We start from the raw sequence: 3,523 nt of genomic DNA on the forward strand, positions 1-3,523 counted from the left end.
TTTTTTGTTTTCACCTCACTTTTATCCTCCCCCGCCCCGGGCCGGCGCCCCCCCGCCCCCCGGGGGGGGGGGGCGGGGGGCGCGGGGCGGGTCGGTGTCGACCTCACCAGCCCGGGTCCTCCAGGACCTCGATCACCGAGCAGGCCAGGGAGATGCCCGCGCCGTTGCCCATCATCAGGACGTGGTCGCCCGGCGACACGGCGCCGGTCTCCACGAGGTGGGCGAGGGAGAGGAACTGGTCGCCCGCCCCCAGGTGACCGTGGGCACGGCCGAGGTCGAGCATGCCGCGGCCGGGGTCGATCCCCAGCGGCTCCAGCAGGGTCTCCAGGTAGCGGGGGTGACCGGAGAACACGTGGGTGACCCGGGTGACGTCGGCCGGACCGATGCCCGCCTCCTCCATCGCCTGCCGGGCCAGGGCCGTCCGCGCCCGCACCAGGTCACCGGCGACGGCCCGGCGCGCCCCGCCCTCCGCGTCGTGGCCGCCGTCCCGGTCGAGCCGGTCGGCGTGGGCGGCCATCCGCCGCCCCAGGGAGGTCTCGACCGTGAGGCCCGGCCTGGGCGGGAACACCGGGTCCTCCCCCCGGTAGAGGTGCTCCCACCTGGAGAGCGACGACAGCGCCAGCGAACGGATCCGCAGCGGCCCGCCCTCGGTGGAGACGACCGCCGCGCAGCCGGCGTCACCGAGCACCGAGCCCCGGCCGGCGGTCCAGCCGTCCGCGTACTTCCACCGGTCGACCAGCGGGGCACCGAAGTTGTCGGCCGCCGTCACCAGCACCGCGCCGCCGCCGGGACCCACCGCCAGGTGGCCGTGGGCGAGGTGGAGCGCGTCCAGCATCGCCGTGCAGCCCTGGTCCAGGCCGATCGCCGGCACCGCGGTGCCGACCACCTTGTCCTGGACGTAGTTCGCGGCGTACCAGCCGTCGGGTCCCTGGTGGAAGGTGCCGGCGTGCAGTACCAGCGAGATCCGGTCGGCGTCGAGGCCCGAGCGCTTGAGGGCCTCCACGCCCGCCCCGGCCGCGAGTTCGGGCGCCGACACGTCCCCGGCGAACGCCACGCCGGTCCAGCCCTCGGCCCGCGCCCGCTCCCCGTCGTACCGGCCCTCGCGGACGGCTTCCGCCACCGGTTCGAACCCCGGGACCCAGGTGCCCAGGCCCGCGATGAACAGGTTCTCCGTCCTCATGCCGTGACCCCCATGCCGATCAGCAGGTAGCAGGTGAAGGCGGCCGGCAGGTAGCCGACCACCGCGCGCAGCGGCCAGCGCGGCGCCCCGCCCCGGACGAAGCTCCACGCCGCCCGGAGGACGACGGCCACCGGAAGGACCACCAGCCACCCCCAGGCCGCCCCGGCCCCCGCCTCCCACGGACGGAGGACGGCCAGCGCCGCCACCGCGGAGGCGACCGCGAACCCCACCGCCAGCGCGGTGGTGGCCCGGACCCCGAAGGCGTGGACGTAGGTGCGCTCCCGCTCCCCGGGGGCCCGGACCAGCTTGCGGGCCAGCTCGTGGTGGGTGGCCGCGAGCATCACCACGGCGAGCACCGCCAGGACGTGCCGGTCCGCGGACAGACCGGTGTCGCCGAGGAAGACCGCGTACAGGTAGAGGTTGAGCAGGATCTGGACCGGAGCGCTCAACAGCACGCTCAGCACCACCGCGTCCCCGGGCGGCCAGCCGAACCGCAGCTCCGCCCCCACCAGCAGGACGAGGTACCCGAACTGCGCGGCGAGCAGCAGCTGCGCGGGCCGGTTCCCCGTGTTGAGCAGCAGCAGGACGGCCGCGCCCACGCCCAGCAGCACCACCAGGTCGCGGGGCAGCACCGCGCCGCGCGCCAGCGGGCGGCCCGGATTGTGCCGCCGGTCGTACGGCAGGTCCCGCAGATCGTCGGCGGCCCGCAGCAGCAGCAGGTCGACGACGACGGTGACCGCCGCGAGGACGGTGCCCCACCCCGGCCGCCAGTGCTGGGCGTGCGGGTGGACGGCGGCGTAGAGCCCCGTCACCCCCACCGCCCAGAGGGCGCCGAACACCACCGACAGCGGCAGGGGGAAGCTGCCCCGCACGAAGAGGCCGAGACGACGGATCACGCCGGCGGCCCCGACGGCCCCGACGGCTTCGGCCGCGCCGACTGCCTCGGACGGGTCGACCAACGGACGGGCAACTCCCAGACGCCGTTGATGAACATCGTCCGGCGCCACTTCAACTCCGCCTCGGGCACGGCTAGTTCCAGCACCTCGAACCGGCGCAGCAGCGCGGCCATGCCGATCTGCAGCTCGGCGCGGGCGAGTTCGGCCCCCGGGCACAGGTGCCGGCCGTGGCCGAACGCCAGGTGTCCGGTGGCGTCCGGCCGGTCCGGGTCGAAGGTGTCCGGGTCCTTGAACCTCGCCGGGTCCCGGTTGGCGGCGGCCGTGACCGGCACCACGATCTCACCGGCCCGGACCGGGCGGCCCCCGAACTCCGTGTCCTGCGTCACCAGATGGGGCGCGCCACCGGTGTTGTTGAGCGAGCTCCAGCGGAGCATCTCCTCGATCACGGCCGGTATCCGCCCGGGCTCCGCCCGCAGCCGTTCGGCGAGACCGGGATGCCCGAGCAGCAGCAGGACGCACATCGCGAAGGAGTTGCCGGTGGTCTCGTAGCCCGCCATCAGCATGCCCGAACCGAGGGACACGATCTCCTTCGGCGAGAGCCGCAGGGCCGGATCCTCCTCGGGCCGGGTCGCCATCCTGGTCAGCAGGTCCTCGGCCGGTTCGCCGCGTTCCACGGCCCGCAGCTTCCCCGCGACGAGCTCCTCGAAGTACGCGTCCATCCGGGCCTGCGTCGCGGCGACCTCCTCCGGGGTGTGGCCGGAGGTCGACATGAGGACGTCCACTTCGCGGCGCAGCCGGACGCCGTCCTCGCGCGGGACGCCGAGGAGCTCGCAGATCAGCTGCATCGCGAACGGCACGGTGTACCCGTCGACCAGGTCCGCCTCGCCGTGGTCGGCGCCGGCGGTCAGACCGTCCAGCAGCTCTTCGGCCAACTCCTCCAGTCGAGGCCGTAGTTGCCGGACCCGCCGGGCGGTGAAGTCGGGCAGGATCGCGCGGCGGCGGCGGGTGTGGTCCGGCGCGTCGGCGGTGGCGAGCAGGATCGAGTCCGCCTTGCGGGCCAGGAGCGGGCGGGCGAGTTCCACGTAGCGGGCCCGGCTGAAGCGGTCGTCGTTGAGGACGGCGGCGACGTCCTCGTGACGGGTGATCACGAGGGCCGGCCGGCCGCTGGAGAGCCTGACCGGGTACGGCTCTCCGGTGGCCAGGAGCTCGCGGTACTCGGCGGCCGGACAGACACCGGCCTCCGGGGGGAAGGGGAAACGTACCGGGTCAGTCATCGTTCTCGGCCCCCTCGGTCTTCCGGGCGCCCGCCGCGTTCGCGGGGCCCGTCGCATGATCGGCGTTCGCCACGTCTTCGGCAGGCCCGTCGGGCCCGGTGTTCTCAACGGGCTCGGCGGGCTCGGCGGGCTCGGCGTTCGCCGGGTCGGGGAGCAGCCGGACCGTGCCGGCG

At 74.8% G+C, this 3,523-nt stretch carries 3 protein-coding genes and 1 pseudogene; all 4 read right to left on the minus strand.

From position 1 onward, the window contains the following. Window positions 1-103: 103 nt before the first annotated feature. Window positions 104-1,180, minus strand: a complete 1,077-nt coding sequence (locus tag ACFWOG_RS40095) for a ketoacyl-ACP synthase III family protein (RefSeq protein ID WP_380364607.1) — start codon at window positions 1,178-1,180, stop codon at window positions 104-106. Next, entirely contained in the window at window positions 1,177-2,076 is a 900-nt protein-coding gene (locus ACFWOG_RS40100) for a hypothetical protein (protein ID WP_329951240.1), read from the minus strand. Before ACFWOG_RS40100 ends, ACFWOG_RS40095 begins: the two co-directional genes overlap by 4 nt. After that, a complete protein-coding gene (locus tag ACFWOG_RS40105; protein ID WP_380364609.1) occupies window positions 2,073-3,350 on the minus strand; it encodes a cytochrome P450 in 1,278 nt (425 codons plus the stop codon). The genes ACFWOG_RS40100 and ACFWOG_RS40105 overlap by 4 nt, the downstream gene beginning before the upstream one ends. After that, window positions 3,343-3,523: pseudogene (locus ACFWOG_RS40110) on the minus strand (hypothetical protein); the annotation flags it as partial. The gene ACFWOG_RS40105 and the pseudogene ACFWOG_RS40110, both read right to left, overlap by 8 nt.

Origin of the sequence: Kitasatospora sp. NPDC058406 (assembly GCF_042722765.1) — a bacterium.
Lineage (GTDB): Bacteria > Actinomycetota > Actinomycetes > Streptomycetales > Streptomycetaceae > Kitasatospora.